Raw genomic sequence first — 17431 nt, forward strand, 5'->3', positions numbered from 1 at the left:
GGGTTACATCCGGTCCAGCCCAAGTTTTACTGCGGTGCCCAGTGTCGGTGCGAGCGGTAAACGGCTGTTCAGCGTCAGTTGCCATGCGTGGTAGATATCGGGTTTCCCGGACCAGACCACGGAAGAGGGTTTGTTTTGAGCATCCAGTTCGTGCCACCAGCTACCGTTTTTCTGATCTATCAGATAATTGGCAATATAATCCCACAATGTGCGATACCAGCGCTCATAGGTCAAATCCCCGGTACGCTTCAGCAGACTGGCGGCAGTGGAGCAACTCTCCGCCACCGTCCAGTGCAGACGGTTGTTGGTCACGGGTTTCTTATCCCAGTCATGGGTATACACCAGGCCCGGCTGACCATCCACAAACCAGCCATACTTCAGGCCGGTTTCAAATAACCCTTTTGAATCTGCCAGCAACCACTCCGGTGTGTGTTCATTATTCCGCAACAACGCCGCTTCCAGGTGTAACAGCAGACGTGCCCACTCACAGGCGTGCCCCGGCGTGATCCCGTACGGACGGAAGTCATCGGTCGGTTTGTCTTTATTGTAGTCGTGCCATTCCTGCCAGTTTTCATCGAAATGTTCGGCAAGCAGATACTTATTCGATTTGGCGTGCTTATGAATAATATGGGTAACGATAGACAGTGCCCGCTGACGCCATTTACTTTCACCCGTCACATCGGCCAGTTGTACAAACATCTCGGTGGCGTGCATATTACTGTTGCCCCCGCGATAGGCCTCCGGATCTTTCCAGTCACGGGCGAAACTTTCCTGTAGCCGTCCTTCTTTGTCTGACCAGAAACGGTTATCCATAATATCTTTCGCTTCGTCCAGAAGCTCCTGCGCACCCTCAATATTGGCTAATGTGGCACTTAATGCAGCAAGGGTAACAAAAACATGCAGATAGGCCTGTTTCCGCCCGTCAGGTGATTGCTCCGGGAGCCCGTCCAGCCAGCCGCCGAACTCTTTATCACGCAGCACACCACGTAAAGCATCGACCCCCCATTTGGCCAGATCTCCGGCTCCCGGCTCGCCCTGTAATGACGCGATGGAGAAACAGTGGGTCATCCTGGCGGTGAGCATGCTCTCCGGCTGTGCATCCGATGGCAGATTGCCATGGATATCCAGCGCACCGAACCCGCCCTTAGGATGTTTTGAATTGCGGTAAAACGCCATCAGGCGACGGCTCTCTTTTTCCAGCCAGTCATGGTGATAAGGCATGCTCAGCCAGCTGTCAGTTAATTGTTTAAATAACATAGTATCCTCTGTATTCAGGGCGTCAGACCGCCGCCGGCAGGCTGCGGCAGTCCTTATAAAAACAACGTTATTCGATGCGCAGGCAGCCGGGGGGCTGCGCTGCGCAGACAGGGGAGAGCGGCTTAGCCGCCGACCATGATACCGCCGTTAGGGTGCAGTACCTGGCCACTGATAAAGGAAGAATCAAGGCTTGCCAGGAATACATAGACCGGGCCAAGCTCAGAAGGCTGACCGGCACGGCCCATCGGGGTTTCATGGCCAAAGTCTTCCAGCAGATCCTTGTTATAGTCCCCGAGCGTCGCGGGTTGCAGCGGGGTCCACACCGGGCCTGGTGCCACAGCATTCACCCGGATCCCTTTCGCGGCGATCTGATTAGACAGTGCGCGGGTGAAACTGACAATCGCACCTTTGGTCGCCGTATAATCCAGCAGCATTTCCGGGCCGACATACGCATTGACGGAAGTAGTATTGATAATGCTGTCATCTTCCTGCAGGTGAGGCAGGGCGGCTTTGGTCATGAAGAATACTGAGTGAATATTCACATCAAACGTATCCAGCCATTTTTCGTCGCTCAGGGTGGTAATATCTTCATTCGGATACTGAGTCCCGGCGTTATTCACCAGAATATTCAGTTTACCGAACTCTTTGACCACGCTATCGACCAGCTGGCGGCAGTTTTCCGCTTTACGCAGATCGACCGGATAAGTCACGCATTTACGGCCTTCCTTTTCCACCAGTTGTTGTGCAATTTTTGCATCCTGCGCTTCATCTTCACTGTCAGGTAAATAGGTCAGGGCAATATCGGCACCTTCCCGGGCAAAATGCTGCACAACCGAACGTCCGATACCACTATCACCCCCGGTGACCAGGGCTACTTTACCCGCCAGCTTTCCGCTGCCTTTATAGTCATCCCGTATAAAGACTGCTGCAGGCTTCAGCTTTTCATCGCTGCCGGGCAGAGTTTGTGACTGAGCATGGATAGTTATCTTCTGAACCATATTTCCCTCCGGTTATGTTAATCGAACGGTTAACAAAACGGCATTCCGAAGCCTGATGCCGCAGAAGTTTGTTAACCGCACTCGTTAAACTTCAGAACGATTTAAGTATAGAAGGCGATACCCGGTTGTCGAATAACCAGCAGAAACCACTGTAATGTCGGCAGAAATGCAGAATATTTGTCGGGAATATTAAGGTTAAAAATTAGTTATCTTATTGTTTTAAGTTATATTTTGAATGTTGTTTTGGCAGGGCGAGGCAGTGTATCCCGGCAGGTTTTCCCCCTGACAATTCAGTGACGGGAACAATATTTTCACTGATAGTAGCGTTCGGACGATAAATAATATATTCAGAAACAACTGCGGCAACGGAAGGTATATTCGTGGGCTGATACCGGTGTGACACGATATCTTCACTGGCCTCCGGAACGGTTATCCTGCCTGATACTGGTCATTTTCGCTATCGGTATTGAATGGTAATGGCGGATGCTGCGGTAGGGTGCCTGATGAGCCCGGCATGCCGCTGACGGTCCTGTAGCGTAGTTTTGTCTTTGGCTGGCATCAGTCTGTCCTGATCCGACCTTATCAGGCTCATCATTCAGAGAGATACTACTGACCGGATGATGACTGACGGGAGATAATTATGAAAAGTGCATTACTGGTGATTGATGTTCAGGATTCTTTTTTACACCGTGATGACTGGTCAGACGCAGATTTTCCGGCATTTTCTGCCAGTATCTGCCGGTTGATTTCAGGCTGCGAAGCGCTGGAGATCCCCGTCGTGGATATATTTCATGTCAGTGAGGGACTGTTTGCTCCGGATTCCGGTTATGTGAAACGGATGTCCTTTTTACGTCATACTGCTGCGAAAACAGCACATAAACACGTCCACAATGCTTTGGCTGACTCTTCGTTATCTGACTGGCTCATAGAGGAAGCTATCGGCCGGCTGATTATCTGTGGAATGCGGACAGAGCAATGTTGCGAAACTACGGCCAGAGTCGCTCGCGATTCAGGATTTGAGGTACAGTTTGTCAGTGAAGCCACGCTAACCTTTGCGATGCAATGGCAGGGCCGTGAATATACAGCTGATGAAATCAGGCAGCACACCAGTATGGTACTGAATGGGCGCTTTGCCGATGTCTGTACGGTAGATGAATGCCTGCAACGGCAGGGACTGTGCTGAAATATTATTCCCCATGACGATAAGGTATTGCCTGTGACGATCCCGGTCTGGTTTTTAACGTTGCCCGGAGTGATGACGCTCGACATGGCCGGGCCGGCTGAAACACTCCGCCTGGCGTGCCGGGATGTAGCGTTATATTACACGGGGCCCGACGCGACAGTTTTCACCTCGACCCGGATGACTCTCAGTAATATTCTACCCCTGCCGGAACGTCTGCCATCCGGCAGTATCCTGATCGTTCCCGGGCTCGAAAATTCGCAACATCAGCTGACTCTGCCAGCAGCGACGGAAGCCTGTCTGTGGTTGCGACATCAGCAGGCGGCAATCCACCGCGGGGAAATAACTCTGGTCTGTATTTGCGCCGGGGCATTACTGGCTGCCCGAGCTGGTTTACTGGATGGGGTTTTGTGTACTACCCATCATCAGCTACTGGCGCGGCTGAGAGAAAGCGCACCGGCTGCACGTGTGCTGGATAACCGTATTTTTGTAGAGGATGGCGGGATCTGGACCAGCGCAGGGATCACGACAGGGATTGATCTCTCTCTGCATCTGGTTAACCGGTTATTCGGTCCGCAAAAGGCACTGGATATCGCCCGGGAGATGGTGGTCTGGTTTCGCCGTTCCGGGAATGATCCGCAGCTTTCTCCCTGGTTACGCTATCGTAATCACCTGCATCCGGCGATCCATCGGGCTCAGGATCTTATCAGCCAGCACCCGGAGCAACACTGGTCACTGATGCAACTGGCGCAACGGGCCCATGTCAGCGGTCGTCACCTGACACGCTTGTTTCGTCAACATCTTGGGGTCACCGTTCATACCTATCAGCAACAGTTACAGGTTGCGGTGGCAGAGCAGCGCATTCAGCAAGGGGAAGGTATTGAGAAAGCAGCACTGGCCGCGGGATTTTCATCGGCCCGTCATTTCCGGCGTACGGCGTTACGCCTTAGCGCAGATAATCCCGGATAGCGTCGTCCCCGGAAGACCGGGGGAGCTGTTTTCGCGTAGAGCGGTGACGAGGCAATTCAGCGCGGGACCTGCCTTGCGCTGATTTCCGGCTGCACATCTGCCGGTCAAAGGGTATACTACGACCCACTTTTTTTCATCCGGCCAAATAGTGTGCGAACTCAACATGCAAAAGTTTGATACCAAGACCTTTCAGGGCCTGATCCTGACCTTGCAGGATTACTGGGCGCAACAAGGCTGCACCATTGTTCAGCCTCTGGATATGGAAGTCGGTGCGGGTACCTCGCATCCCATGACCTGTCTGCGTGCTCTGGGGCCAGAACCCATTGCGACGGCGTATGTGCAGCCTTCACGTCGTCCGACGGACGGACGTTACGGCGAGAACCCTAACCGTCTGCAACACTACTATCAGTTCCAGGTGATGATTAAACCGTCTCCGGAAAATATGCAGGAACTGTACCTCGGCTCGTTACAGGCACTGGGCATTGACCCTGGCGTGCATGATATCCGCTTTGTGGAAGATAACTGGGAAAACCCGACACTGGGTGCCTGGGGACTGGGCTGGGAAGTGTGGCTGAACGGCATGGAAGTGACACAGTTCACCTATTTCCAGCAGGTCGGTGGTCTTGAGTGTAAACCGGTGACCGGTGAAATCACCTACGGTCTGGAACGTCTGGCGATGTACATTCAGGGTGTTGACAGTGTCTACGACCTGGTCTGGAGTGATGGCGCGCTCGGTAAAACGACCTATGGCGATGTGTTCCACCAGAATGAAGTGGAACAGTCGACCTATAACTTTGAGTACGCTGATGTGCCTTTCCTGTTCAGCTGCTTTGAACAGTATGAGAAAGAAGCTCAGACCTTACTGGCGCTGGAAAAACCGCTTCCTCTGCCAGCCTACGAACGTATTCTGAAAGCTGCGCACAGTTTTAACCTGCTGGATGCACGCAAAGCCATCTCTGTCACAGAGCGTCAGCGTTATATCCTGCGCATTCGTACCCTGACCAAAGCCGTGGCTGAGGCCTATTATGCTTCCCGTGAAGCCCTGGGCTTCCCGATGTGCAATAACAACAAATAAGAGGCAGCGATGACAGAAAAAACCTTTCTGGTGGAAATCGGCACCGAAGAGCTGCCACCAAAAGCCTTACGTCAGCTGGCGGAATCTTTTGCCACACAACTGACGGCTGAACTGGATAGCGCAGGGCTGGCACACGGTGCTGTGGAGTGGTTTGCTGCTCCGCGCCGTCTGGCCGTCAAAGTTGCGGCGTTAAGTGCGGCACAGGCCGATCGTGAAGTTGAAAAACGCGGCCCGGCTATTCAGGCTGCCTTTGATGCGGAAGGTAAACCGACCAAAGCGGCCGAAGGCTGGGCGCGCGGTAATGGTATTACGGTCGATCAGGCCGAACGACTGAAAACCGATAAAGGCGAATGGCTGCTTTACCGTGCGGCGGTGAAAGGCGAGAGCGCGGTTTCTCTGTTGCCTGGCATGGTTGCCGGTGTGCTGAGTAAATTACCGGTGCCTAAGCTGATGCGCTGGGCAGACAGTGATGTGCAATTTGTTCGCCCGGTTCATACCGTGACACTGTTGCTGGGCGATGAAGTGGTCCCGGCGACGATCCTTGGCGTACCGTCAGATCGTATCATCCGCGGTCACCGTTTTATGGGTGAGTCTGAATTCAGTATCGGGAGTGCGGATCAGTATCCGCAGATCCTGCTGGAACGCGGTAAAGTGATGGCCGACTATGATGCCCGTAAAGCCGCTATCAAGGCCGGTGCAGAAGCCGCGGCGGAAAAGCTGGGTGGCACGGCAGACCTGAATGACAGCCTGCTTGAAGAAGTGACGTCTCTGGTCGAATGGCCGGTGGTTCTGACCGCGACCTTCGAAGAAAAATTCCTGGCAGTGCCGGCGGAAGCCCTGGTGTACACCATGAAGGGGGATCAGAAATATTTCCCTGTCTATGGTGCTGACGGTCAGTTACTGCCTAATTTTATTTTCGTGACCAATATTGAGTCGTCTGATCCTCAGCAGATCATTTCCGGCAACGAAAAAGTGGTTCGTCCGCGCCTGGCCGATGCGGAATTTTTCTTTAACAGCGACCGTAAGCAGCGTCTGGAAGACCAGTTACCCCGTCTGGAAAGCGTACTGTTCCAGAAACAGCTGGGGACCCTGCGTGATAAGACAGATCGTATTCAGGCGCTTGCCGGCTGGATTGCTGCGAAAATCGGGGCGGACGTCAGTCATGCGACCCGTGCTGGCCTGCTATCGAAATGTGACCTGATGACCAACATGGTCTTTGAATTCACCGATACCCAGGGTGTGATGGGCATGCACTATGCACGCCATGACGGTGAAGCTGAAGATGTCGCTCTGGCGCTGAATGAGCAATATCAGCCACGTTTCTCCGGGGATGAGTTACCACAGGGGCTGGTTTCCTGTGCGTTGGCGATTGCCGACAAGATGGATACCCTGGCCGGTATTTTCGGTATTGGTCAGCATCCTAAAGGGGATAAAGACCCGTTTGCTCTGCGTCGTGCAGCGCTGGGTGTGCTGCGTATTATTGTCGGGAAAAACCTGCCATTAGACCTGCAGACACTGACAGAAGAAGCGGTACGTTTGTACGGCGATAAGCTGACGAATGCTAACGTGGTGGATGACGTGATCGACTTTATGCTGGGTCGTTTCCGCACCTGGTATCAGGAAGAAGGTCACAGTGTTGATACACTGCAAGCGGTACTGGCGCGTCGTCCAACCCGTCCGGCAGACTTTGATGCCCGTATGCGTGCTGTATCGCATTTCCGTACTCTTGAGCAGTCTGCGGCTCTGGCGGCAGCGAATAAGCGTGTCTCTAATATCCTGGCAAAATCGGATGAGCCGCTGAACGATAGCGTACAGGCCTCACTGCTGAAAGAGAATGCCGAGATCACTCTGGCGACCTATGTCAGCGCGCTGACCAGCAAACTGCAGCCTTACTTTGCAGAAGGCCGTTATCAGGAAGCCCTGATCGAGCTGGCTCAATTGCGTGAAGCCGTGGATAACTTCTTCAGTGAAGTGATGGTGAATGCTGAAGAGAAAGACGTGCGGATTAACCGTCTGACGTTACTGGCGAAGTTACGTGATCTGTTCCTGCAGGTGGCGGATATCTCCCTGTTACAGTAAGTCTTAACTGCGAAATACGACAAAGCGAGCCTCCGGCTCGCTTTTTTTACGCCGTATTTCCGCCCGTACGGCTAACACCCAGCCAGGTTTGTATGCTAAATACAGTCAATCTTCTTACCGAAAAGCACCCATCTGCGGAACAGATCCTATGAACACTCTTCCCAAGCCCTCTGACTCCGACATCCTTTCAGCGCAGGGGCTGAGACGCCATCCGGTCCGGACCCGGGACGCTATTCAGCAGAGTGCCGACCCGGCGGCACAGGAGGATATTCTGGCGGAAGAAGTTCCCGTGGCCCTGGTGTATAACGGCATTTCTCATGTGGTAATGATGGCCTCCCCCCTGGATCTGCAGGCGTTCGCGCTGGGTTTTTCCTTGTCTGAAGGCATTATTTCGACGCCCGCCGACATCTACGGTATGGACGTGGTCCCGGTGTGTGAGGGGATTGAAATACAGATAGAATTGTCTGCCCGCCGCTTTATGGCGCTGAAAGAACAGCGCAGAGCTATGGCCGGGCGAACAGGCTGCGGAGTCTGCGGTGTGGAGCAATTACAACACATCGGTAAGCCGGTACCGCCCTTACCGTTTACGCAGCGCTTTGATTTACAAAACCTGGATCGCGGGCTGGCACAATTGTCAGAATTTCAGCCGATCGGCCAGCAGACGGGGTGTACCCATGTGGCAGCCTGGATGAACGAAGATGGCTCACTGATACAGGGATGTGAGGATATCGGGCGGCATGTGGCACTGGATAAACTGCTGGGGTATCGCAGCCAGCGGCAGTGGCATCACGGCGCGGTCATTGTTTCCAGTCGGGCCAGTTATGAGATGGTACAGAAAACAGCGATGTGTGGTGCCGAACTGCTTTTCGCTGTGTCTGCGGCCACGACACTGGCCGTCGATGTGGCCGAACGCTGTGGACTGACCCTGGTGGGATTCAGTAAGCCCGGACGGGCCACCGTCTATACCCATCCGCAACGTCTGTATTAGGCACAAATGATCTGGTGCAGCGAACGGGTCAGTGCCTGCCACACCGGGCTGTCTCCGGCGGCCTGATCAGAAATCAGCAGATGGATCTCCTCCGGACGGGCATAACAATAGCGGCTGGTGATCCCCAGTTTACTGTGGTCAGCCAGCAGGATCAGTTGTCTGGCCTGACGGGTCATCGCGGTAGCTATCGCGGCTTCTTCCGGCGAAAAGCTGCTGGCCCCGTTGGTGGGATCCACGCCGACCGGTGACAGCAGTGCCACATCGGCCTGATAACGGTGGATCTCATTGATGGTATTCCCGCCCCGGGTTTGCTGTGTCCCGGCCGACATTGTGCCTCCAAGCAGTATCACCTCATGGTCCAGCTGGCTTTCATTCTCTGTGGCAGTCAGCGCCAGTGCTGCCTGCAGACTGTTGGTAATAATGGTCAGGCCTGACATGGTTCTCAGTTCCTGAGCCAGCAGGGTGGTGGTACTGCCGGAGTCCAGAAACAGGGTTTGTCCGGCATGTAATTGCTGTACCGCACAACGGGCAATACTGCGTTTTTCTTTTTCCCGTGCGGCATAGCGAAGAGTCAGCGGGGGTTCGGCCGGCGCATCAATAGCGACGATACCGCCATGCACTCTGCGGGCGATCCCTTGTTCTTCCAGCGCGATAATATCCCGTCGGGCGGTTTCGCGGGAAACTCCCAGTTCTTTTATGATGCGCTCAGTACTGACCTGATGATGGGTACTGATTAATGAACGAATTCGGTGTAATCGCGTTTCCTGCAACATAAAACATCCTCAATAAAACCGGGGTCGGATAATACCAGTTGTTCCAGTGTAGCGCAGCCTGCACACCTTTGGTGTGTATTTTTTTGTGTTTGTGTATTTTGTTGCATTTTTCTGAAAATCAGCCATGATGGAGTTATCGAGATTTCATTTATCCGTATTCCCGCTGATTATTGTGACAGGAGTTTTTATGGCCACTCGTTCCACCATCATGGATACCAACAGCTTCCGTGCAGAACATGCTGCCGGGCTGGATGCAGACACCCGCAGCCTGACAGAGAAGCGTAGTAAAGTCCTCGGTGACTCCTACCGCTTGTTCTACCGTAAACCGGTGCACCTGGTACGCGGGGAAGGGCAATATCTGTGGGATGCGAACGGTGATAAATACCTGGATGTGTATAACAACGTCGCCAGCATCGGGCATTGTCATCCGGCAGTGATTGATGCCGTGACCCGGCAGATGAAAATGCTGAATACTCATACCCGCTATCTGCATGAAAATATTCTGGATTACAGTGAAGCCTTACTGGCGACAGCGCCGGCAGAAATTAATAAAGCCATGTATATGTGTACCGGCTCTGAAGCCAATGATCTGGCCATCCGCGTTGCGCGTTCATTTAGTGGCGGCACCGGTATTATTGTGACCAAAGAAGCCTATCACGGTACCAGCGACCTGACCTCCGGCGCGTCCCCGGCGCTGGGAAGCGGGCAGCCCCTGGCCGCGACCACCCGTTTGGTCTCTCCGCCGGATGATTACCGTGTCGATGCGCCGGATTTAGGTGCCTGGTTTGCCGCCGAAATTCAGCGTCAGATCGATGACATGGCGGCGCACGGTATTAAATTTGCAGGGTTTCTGGCCGATTCTATCTTCTCCTCGGATGGGGTACTCCCTAACCCGCGTGGTTTCTTAAAACAGGCCGTGGATGTCGTTCACCGTAACGGCGGTATCTTTATTGCTGATGAGGTTCAGCCCGGGTTTGCCAGAACCGGTGACAGTTTCTGGGGCTTCGGTCGCCATGATGTGGTGCCGGATATTATCACGACCGGTAAACCCATGGGGAACGGCATTCCGGTCTCTGGCTTACTGGCCAGAAGTGAAGTGCTGACGACGTTCAGCGATGAGATCCCTTACTTTAATACCTTCGGCGGGAACCCGGTGGCGATGGCGGCGGCACAGGCGGTGCTGAATGTTATTCAGGAAGAAAAGCTGCAGGAACATAGTCGCGTCGTCGGCGCACAGTTACTGGCTGAATTACGTCAACTGATGGATAAACACGAATGTATCGGGGATGTCCGTGGTGCCGGATTATTTATTGGTTTTGAGCTGGTGAAAGATCGCGAAAGCAAAACCCCGGATAAAACTCTGGCACTGGATCTGATTGAGCAGTTACGTGAACACCGTGTGCTGACTTCGGTCGCCGGACCTTACGGGAATGTACTGAAACTGCGGCCTCCGTTGGCTTTCCAGGTGGCGGACATCGACTGGCTGGTGGGTGCGCTGGATAAATCACTGACCGCTCTGGGGCACTGAAACCGGTAATTGTTAGCAAAAACTGCTGAAATCGGAAGGTTTCGGCAGTTTTTTTTGCACTGAAAACAAACCGTTACTCCCGGATGAGAGGTGATTCTCCTTTTCCCGATCAATTATTTAACTATAATGGAAGCCAGTGCTTATACAGTACATCCCTCCGGGTGTGCTGTCCTTACATTAGAATGGAGAGGTTGAACATGAGTTATTCACTGCCATCCCTGCCTTACGCTTATGATGCGCTTGAGCCGCATTTCGATAAGGAAACGATGGAAATCCATCACACTAAACATCACCAGGCTTACGTCAACAACGCCAACGCGGCGCTGGAAGGCACTGAATTTGCTTCACTGCCGGTTGAAGAACTGATCACTAAACTGGACCAGGTGCCTGCAGATAAGAAAACCGCACTGCGTAACAACGCCGGTGGTCATGCTAACCATAGCCTGTTCTGGAAAGGTCTGAAAACCGGAACCACTCTGCAGGGCGAACTGAAAGCGGCTATCGAGAAAGATTTCGGTAGCGTTGAAAAGTTCCAGGCGGAGTTTGAGAAAGCCGCAGCGACCCGTTTTGGTTCCGGCTGGGCATGGCTGGTAAAACAGGGTGATAAACTGGCCGTGGTTTCTACCGCGAACCAGGATAGCCCGCTGATGGGTGAAGCTGTTTCCGGGACTTCCGGTTTCCCAATCCTGGGTCTGGATGTCTGGGAGCACGCTTATTACCTGAAGTTCCAGAATAAACGCCCTGACTACATCAAAGCGTTCTGGAACGTGGTTAACTGGGATGAGGCTGCGGCCCGTTTTGCTTCTGCAAAATAATTCCGTTAACGACTAATGACCGCCTGCGCGGTCAGTTATCTGCCGGCAGTCTTCACTGCCGGTAGTGCTTTCTGGCACCTGCCCGCAAAGTAAACCGCCTGTCAGCCGCCGATTTATTCCCGCAGTTTTCTTCAGACATGTTCCGGTTGATGAAATTTCCGTTGAGCCATTCTCAGGAACTATTTCTCGTAACATCATGAAATTAAATTATATTTAGGGTGCCGTTTATTCCGGGATCACTAAAATGCCGAATATCGCATGACCCTGGTCAGTCATTAACAGCAGATACTGCCCCGACAGAGCATGGAAAGTGAATTATGTTGTGCTGTCAGCAGCAGGGCGTGACGATGGTGACTCTTGCGCCGGGAAGGTCCGGTGCTCTATCGGTTCCGGAAAAGTCCGGGAGGAGAGCCGGCTCGCGGGGGCTCTATAGATTATCGCTGAAGGTCAGACGTCATCCGCCGGAGGAGGTTGCCAGTAAGAAAAGGGCAGAATACCGGCGTCGGGATCTGCTGCCGGAGTAACCTGAACAGCAAGTGATAGACGCACCGGGAATTACCGCCCCTCTTTGATGAGTGGCAGTGGCCGGTCAGAATGCGCTTTTGGCAAAGCCGGTCACTTCTGTCAGGCCCATCTCACGGCCCAGCGCCGTCATCGGATGGACAATGACAATACCCCGGACTGATTTTTTCAGAGCCCCCAGGTTCGCCTGTTCTTTTTTGGTAATAGCGCGGCTGAAGGTGAGTTTCTGTAGCTTCTGTGCTTCAGAACTGAGCTTTTTCACGCGAACGTTACGTAAACGGGCGATTTCTTCTTCCAGCTTTTGCTTTTCTTTCTGGAGTTCTCCCAGTTTTTCCATATCACCCGCTACGAGTAATGGCTGGGATTTGTGATTCACGGCATCGAGTTGATCGCTCAGACGCTTAATCTCGGCTTTTTCAGGTTCTTTCATCATTGACTCCTTCTGTACAGCGGGCAAGGATACACGAAAATATCTGATGACAGTAATGATATGCAGGATTCCGGCAATATTCTTTATCTGCGTAAATACTGCCGCAGATGGCAACGATAGACACGGCCGCCGGGCACTTCCGGCAGCCCCGGATGACTTTCTCAGTACGGTAGCACTCCCGCGGATCATCCGCCCTTATCCAGAGATCTCACCCTGTCACATTGCCCGGCCGCTATCATTTATATTCCTGCTCGTATCGGTTTATCGTCCGCATTCGCTGAACTCACTGATACCCGTCACTTTTTTACAGGAACTCTTTATCGTCAAAGGATGGAATGGCAGGGCCGATGCGGAAGAATACATTTCCTGTCACTCTTCTCAGGCTGAATGATTATTTAAAAGAGGGTAATCGAGTCTTTAGGGTATTTTCAGATGATTATTATAGGTTATGTTTTTAATAACTTCAGGAAAACAATATCAGCAGGGGATATCAATCAATGCCATTGGTTGTGTCATTAATTGAGTTAACTTCGATATTTTATCTCAGGAACACTGCCTGATAAAATATAAACTGGCCAGGCGTTCTTCTTATTAGCCCTCAAGTATTCACCGTGGGTGATCCGGTAACGCGTTGTTTATATCCGGTTAAAGGATGTCTGCAGAGATCACGGGACATCAGACGCCAGAAGTTATTTCGTTGCTTCTGACGTCTGGCGGATTTATTGATGATTACTGAGTAGTGGTTGCAGCTGATTCAGTACGGGGGCTGCACTGGTGATTTGACTCATCAGTGCATTATATTGTTTCACCTGATCCTGAGACGAAAGCTGAACACTGTTGCCGGCAAAACTGACGTTGTTGTTCTGTGCCTGCAGGAAGTCGCCGGTATCCACCACGGCCTGAGCCAGGGTCTGCAATTGAGGCAGCAGCGGCAGTACAGTTTCAGCAGGCTGAGTAACGACTTTGGCATAGGCCTCATCGTAAGTTTTCTGCAGGTCGGCAGGTAACTTTATAGATGTACGGCTACTGTCTGCCAGGTTTCGGGCATTCTGAACCTGCTGAGTCACCACATTCAGCGCCCCGGCCGCCTGACGGAGCGGATCGCGGTGTGACAGATAATCTGCCGGTACACGGATAGCCGATAATTCATCGGTGACCGGACGGACGCCGTCATTCATCGCTCTGTTCAGTTGCTGTGAGAATCCGTAAAGAATGGCGTAATCACCGGTAAAACTTCCAAAACTTTTCTTCTGACTTTCACTCAGAGTCGGTAGCTGAGAGCTGCTACGCATCACTGTATTTTGCAGAAAATTACTAAAAGCCTGGCGGGATTCGGCTTCTTTATCGCCGCAACCACTGAGCTGAAAAACTATAAACAATGTTGTAAGCAGTAATCCGGCTTGCTTAGTAACACGGAAAATACCTGACGTCATAAGAAACAGACTCCTGTTATTCGACAGCTTGCATTTTTTACAAGCAGAGAGATCCACAAGGATAGTGCAAAGCAGCACTCCCGCCAACGGAGAAGATCGCAGAAAAAGCATGCTCTCTTCTTTTTATTTATTTTCGCTATCTCTGCTTCGGCGGTGTCCCTGCCTCCCGGTCGGAGAGATATTGACGGGCCCGGTGGCGAAACCAACGGGACGGGATATTAAAAGGGGGTGCACTCAGGCGGAGAATGGCCTGCGTTATCTGTTTATTAGCCTGCTGCCACAGCAAGGGATCGCCATGACGTAATAATCTGAGTTGTAGTTTTTTTTCAATCAGATAGATCGGCGCAAAGTCAGGGTCATTATCCACGATATCCCGGGTGTTATCGATGATGTCGGCAATTTTTATAGTTTGCGCGTTGGGTGAGGCTTTAGCGGTATGTTGTAAACGAAACTGCGTACGTTGCACCCGGTCCTGTGCCCGGCAAGGCGGGTTAGTCAGCATCTCTACCAGCATAGCGACTTCCTGACCGAACAGCTGTTGTAACTGGTGAGCTGTGGTCGGCGTATCTTCCAGTGTGTCATGTAACCATGCTGCGGCTAGCATGGTTTCATCTCCCCGCACGGTACGTACCAGCTCAGCCACAGCCCCCGGATGAACAATATAGGGGGCATTCGTGTATTTACGCCGTTGTTTTGCCTGAGCGTGGACATGACAGGCAAAGCGTTTTGCTTTTTCTTCCAATGAATCGGGCATAGTTCACCTGTAAATATTCATACTCTCAGAGACTATAGAATGCTCAGCAAGGCCTCTGCAAGCCTGGCTGACAGGTTTAAATATAATTAACCGGGTTTCTTTTGTTTTCCATAAAAATCATTATGTAATTATATATTATAAAATATGTCGAACTCCTGACGTGATCAGGACTCTGAAGGAGGGAAGTAATTTTTATAGTGATTGGGGTCGGGTTTTTGTAATGAATAAAATCAAAGAATTGAGTCAGAGTCAGTTATCTCTGGTACTGGCAGTTTATATTGGTATTTTTCTGAATTGGTCGGTTTTTGCACGAAGATTTCAGGGGATAACAGAACATTTTAATTTTCTGGGGGGCTTTTCAGCTGTGGCGGAAATCGTCGCCGCACTTTTAGTCTGCGTGGTCATTTTTCGCCTGTTATCGCTTGGCGGGAAAGTTTTTTTCAGGGTGAGTGCATCGCTGATCGTACTGATATCGGTGGCCTCAGCTTATTATATGATGGTCTTTAACGTCGTTATTGGTTACGGCATTGTCGCTTCGGTCCTGACGACAGACACCGATCTCTCAAAAGAGGTCGTCGGTGACTATTTCTATTTCTGGCTGATCGCTGGCAGCCTGCTCCCGCTGTTTCTGATTTGGTACAGCCGGCTGGCCGGGTGCCTCAGTTCGCAACTGGCACACCGCGGGCAGCGCCTGAAACCCGTGGTCTGTTTACTGATCTGTATTGCACTGGTCTGGTTGCCACTCCGGTATCTGGATAAACAATATAAAAACCGTGAACATGTCACTAACATCGACTTACCCAGTTATGGCGGAATGGTGGCCCATTCTTATTTGCCTGTGAACTGGCTGACAGCCAGTGGGTTGTTTGGCTGGTCAAAACTCGATGAGGAGATGACCGGCAAAAACTTATTTGACCCGGCCCGTAAATTTACTTATGTGCCGCCGGCGGGTCTGGATGATACGTATGTCGTGTTTGTGATTGGTGAAACGACCCGCTGGGATCATATGGGTATTCTCGGGTATCAGCGGGATACCACGCCGTTATTATCTAAAGAGAAGAACCTCGTGGCTTTCCGTGGGGAGTCGTGCGATACCGCCACTAAACTCTCCTTACGCTGTATGTTTGTCCGTGAAGGCGGTGCCGAAAATAATGCCGGCAGAACGCTCAAAGAGCAGAATGTGTTTGCTGTACTGAAGGAGCTGGGGTTCAGTTCCGATTTATATGCCATGCAGAGTGAGGTCTGGTTTTACGGACTGGCCGATGTCGACACTATGGCATTCCGTGAGCAGATAGGTTCAGAACCACAGAATAATGGGAAGCCGGTCGACGACATGTTGCTTATCCCGAAATTGCGGCAGTCGCTGGATGGTCATCCGCGAGGTAAGCATCTGGTGATCCTTCATACCAAGGGGTCGCATTATCTTTACTCCCAACGCTATCCGCGTAGTTTTGCCCGATTTACGCCGGAATGTATCGGGGTTGATGATTTTTGTTCGGAAGGTCAGCTGATTAACGCTTACGATAACTCGGTGCTGTATGTCGATTACATGCTGGATAATGTTCTGGACCAGTTGCGGGATAAAAAGGCGATTGTTTTTTATGCGGCCGACCATGGCGAATCTATCAGCAGTAATACGCATTTCCATGGCACGCCACGTGAAATGGCGCCTCCGGAGCAATTCCGTGTCCCTATGCTGGTTTGGGCTTCCGATAAATATCTGGCCGATGATGCAAACAGGCAACGTTTCGCGCAGCTGCAACAGCAGGCAAAAGACGGGGTGATCCACCGGCATACAGAATTATATGATTCGATATTAGGCTGCCTGGGATACACATCTCCTGACGGCGGTATCAATGCTAAGAATAACTGGTGTCAGATGCCAGCCGGAGCCGGGCAGGGCAGATAAGGGAGATCCGGTTGTTTTACCGGCCTGACGGTTGCTTTTTAGTCAAACGCATGGCCGATAACGAAAAAGCGGTTGACGATGACCAGGGGCAGCAGTAATATTCGCCCCCATCGGCGAGTAGCGCAGCTTGGTAGCGCAACTGGTTTGGGACCAGTGGGTCGGAGGTTCGAATCCTCTCTCGCCGACCATATTCGAAGAAACCCGCTCCGGCGGGTTTTTTTACGTCTGTAGAAAGTTTAAGGCCCGAGGGCGGGGCGTTAATCATCCGCGCGTTAATAACGGCTGACAGGCTGTGCCACCGTTTTTCTTTTCCACTCTGAGCAGGTTCCGCCCGTCATACGTGAAGTAGTTTCAGTTGCCGCATGGCGGCGGCCGGGTTAAGACCCGAAGGCGCGGGCCTTAACAATCCGCGCCTGGCGCAGGTCCTCGCTGTCCCCTCACTTATCGCTCCGGCCTGACGGCCCGCCCGGATTCGCCGTCCTGGCTCAGCCGTGCTTTCGCCGGCGTCCCTGCCGGCTCAGCCTGGCCGTCACTCTGCGTTCGGCGCTGCGGATAGCGCCTCAACACCTTCTATCCGGGCAGTAGTCCCCGTGTTTAGTCTTTTAAAATACGTAAAATGTCTTCTTGTCTGATGCTTGCACCGTGGGTCGGGCGACATCGCACCGCTGAGCGAGTGAATGTGGCCAGGACGAGCCGCATGGACGCGGCGAGAGGTCATGTT

The 17431-nt window shown here is 52.3% G+C and carries 15 protein-coding genes and 1 tRNA gene; 10 read left to right on the forward strand and 6 right to left on the reverse strand.

Going from position 1 to position 17431, the window contains the following annotated elements:
* Positions 1 to 3 precede the first annotated feature (3 nt).
* A complete protein-coding gene (locus GTPT_RS03715) occupies positions 4 to 1257 on the reverse strand; it encodes a D-mannose isomerase (protein WP_029990678.1) in 1254 nt (417 codons plus the stop codon).
* A 122-nt stretch (positions 1258 to 1379) separates the two neighbouring features.
* Positions 1380 to 2255 (reverse strand): SDR family oxidoreductase, encoded by an 876-nt coding sequence (locus GTPT_RS03720; RefSeq protein WP_029990676.1) that lies wholly within the window; start codon positions 2253 to 2255, stop codon positions 1380 to 1382.
* Between the two features lie 637 nt (positions 2256 to 2892).
* Between GTPT_RS03720 and GTPT_RS03725 the strand changes: the two genes are divergently transcribed.
* From GTPT_RS03725 to fdhD, 5 genes are all read left to right on the forward strand, one after another.
* Positions 2893 to 3438, forward strand: a complete 546-nt coding sequence (locus GTPT_RS03725) for an isochorismatase family protein (RefSeq protein WP_029990675.1) — start codon at positions 2893 to 2895, stop codon at positions 3436 to 3438.
* Between the two features lie 33 nt (positions 3439 to 3471).
* A complete protein-coding gene (locus GTPT_RS03730; protein ID WP_038010896.1) occupies positions 3472 to 4404 on the forward strand; it encodes a GlxA family transcriptional regulator in 933 nt (310 codons plus the stop codon).
* Between the two features lie 163 nt (positions 4405 to 4567).
* The gene (gene glyQ / locus GTPT_RS03735; RefSeq protein WP_025904129.1) at positions 4568 to 5479 is read left to right on the forward strand and encodes a glycine--tRNA ligase subunit alpha; all 912 of its coding nucleotides are present in this window, start codon (positions 4568 to 4570) and stop codon (positions 5477 to 5479) included.
* Between the two features lie 9 nt (positions 5480 to 5488).
* Complete coding sequence (glyS, locus tag GTPT_RS03740; protein WP_025904130.1) at positions 5489 to 7558, forward strand: glycine--tRNA ligase subunit beta; 2070 nt, start codon at positions 5489 to 5491, stop codon at positions 7556 to 7558.
* A 148-nt stretch (positions 7559 to 7706) separates the two neighbouring features.
* A complete protein-coding gene (gene fdhD, locus GTPT_RS03745; protein ID WP_025904131.1) occupies positions 7707 to 8546 on the forward strand; it encodes a formate dehydrogenase accessory sulfurtransferase FdhD in 840 nt (279 codons plus the stop codon).
* On the opposite strand, the gene GTPT_RS03750 is transcribed toward fdhD, so the two are convergent.
* Positions 8543 to 9319 (reverse strand): DeoR/GlpR family DNA-binding transcription regulator, encoded by a 777-nt coding sequence (locus GTPT_RS03750; protein WP_025904132.1) that lies wholly within the window; start codon positions 9317 to 9319, stop codon positions 8543 to 8545. The genes fdhD and GTPT_RS03750 overlap by 4 nt on opposite strands.
* Before the next feature lie 187 nt (positions 9320 to 9506).
* On the opposite strand from GTPT_RS03750, the gene GTPT_RS03755 reads away from it, so the two are divergent.
* From GTPT_RS03755 to GTPT_RS17415, 3 genes are all read left to right on the forward strand, one after another.
* Positions 9507 to 10847, forward strand: a complete 1341-nt coding sequence (locus tag GTPT_RS03755; RefSeq protein WP_029990668.1) for an aspartate aminotransferase family protein — start codon at positions 9507 to 9509, stop codon at positions 10845 to 10847.
* A 197-nt stretch (positions 10848 to 11044) separates the two neighbouring features.
* A complete protein-coding gene (gene sodA / locus GTPT_RS03760; protein WP_038010899.1) occupies positions 11045 to 11662 on the forward strand; it encodes a superoxide dismutase [Mn] in 618 nt (205 codons plus the stop codon).
* A 347-nt stretch (positions 11663 to 12009) separates the two neighbouring features.
* Positions 12010 to 12186 carry a DUF535 family protein gene (locus GTPT_RS17415; protein WP_241964930.1) on the forward strand — a complete coding sequence of 59 codons (177 nt, stop codon included), beginning with the start codon at positions 12010 to 12012 and terminating at the stop codon, positions 12184 to 12186.
* A gap of 65 nt (positions 12187 to 12251) precedes the next feature.
* Here the strand turns inward: GTPT_RS17415 and GTPT_RS03765 are convergent, their stop codons facing one another.
* The 3 genes from GTPT_RS03765 to GTPT_RS03780 form a co-directional block, all read right to left on the reverse strand.
* Complete coding sequence (locus GTPT_RS03765) at positions 12252 to 12614, reverse strand: YibL family ribosome-associated protein (RefSeq protein ID WP_029990667.1); 363 nt, start codon at positions 12612 to 12614, stop codon at positions 12252 to 12254.
* 719 nt (positions 12615 to 13333) lie between these two features.
* On the reverse strand, positions 13334 to 14047 hold the full coding sequence (locus GTPT_RS03775) for a DUF3053 domain-containing protein (RefSeq protein ID WP_025904136.1): 714 nt from the start codon (positions 14045 to 14047) through the stop codon (positions 13334 to 13336).
* A 136-nt stretch (positions 14048 to 14183) separates the two neighbouring features.
* Entirely contained in the window at positions 14184 to 14801 is a 618-nt protein-coding gene (locus GTPT_RS03780; protein ID WP_025904137.1) for an HD domain-containing protein, read from the reverse strand.
* A gap of 220 nt (positions 14802 to 15021) precedes the next feature.
* On the opposite strand from GTPT_RS03780, the gene eptB reads away from it, so the two are divergent.
* Positions 15022 to 16710 carry a kdo(2)-lipid A phosphoethanolamine 7''-transferase gene (gene eptB / locus GTPT_RS03785; protein ID WP_029991732.1) on the forward strand — a complete coding sequence of 563 codons (1689 nt, stop codon included), beginning with the start codon at positions 15022 to 15024 and terminating at the stop codon, positions 16708 to 16710.
* 111 nt (positions 16711 to 16821) lie between these two features.
* Positions 16822 to 16898: transfer RNA gene (locus tag GTPT_RS03790), tRNA-Pro, on the forward strand.
* Positions 16899 to 17431 lie beyond the last annotated feature (533 nt).

Origin of the sequence: Tatumella ptyseos ATCC 33301 (genome assembly GCF_000735525.1) — a bacterium.
Taxonomy (GTDB): domain Bacteria; phylum Pseudomonadota; class Gammaproteobacteria; order Enterobacterales; family Enterobacteriaceae; genus Tatumella; species Tatumella ptyseos.